The organism is Agrobacterium sp. MCAB5, from assembly GCF_052114365.1.
Lineage (GTDB): Bacteria > Pseudomonadota > Alphaproteobacteria > Rhizobiales > Rhizobiaceae > Agrobacterium > Agrobacterium tumefaciens.
Genome location: NZ_JBFREP010000301.1, coordinates 1 through 416, shown reverse-complemented (window position 1 = coordinate 416; position 416 = coordinate 1). Strand labels below are relative to the sequence as shown.

Sequence of the window (416 nt, the reverse complement as noted above, 5' to 3'; positions counted from 1 at the left end):
GTCCGGAACACGTCCATGTGCTTGGACATTTCGACGTGATAGCTTGTCATTTCCACGATGTCATCGAACGTACATTGAGCGGCTTCGAGGACAATTCGTAAATTGTCCCACATAGCTCTGAATTGCTCTGAAGGATCGCGAATAATATTGAGATCCTTGGTCCGCCCAACTTGGCCGACGACGTAGATTGTGTCTCCGACTTTAACCGCGGGAGCATAGCCGGCTCGGCTGACGATCTCCTGCATCTCGTCGGGTATAATGATCTCTCGATCCATAGTGGTCCTCGCAATCTTTGCTGGTTGCTAGCGGCACTGATACGAGCGTCGCGAAGTTTCAAGCACCGTTGGATGAAAAAGTACAAACGCCAGCGATGTCGGACAGTCCTTGACTTCGCCCGCCGGCACGGCTCTTTCCCG

At 52.6% G+C, this 416-nt stretch carries 1 protein-coding gene; it reads right to left on the bottom strand.

Annotated features, from left to right (window positions below; all coding sequences use genetic code 11):
* Positions 1-275 (bottom strand): Rid family hydrolase (locus AB4Z23_RS28730; RefSeq protein WP_441361344.1); only part of this gene is annotated, 275 nt, incomplete at its 3' end.
* Positions 276-416 lie beyond the last annotated feature (141 nt).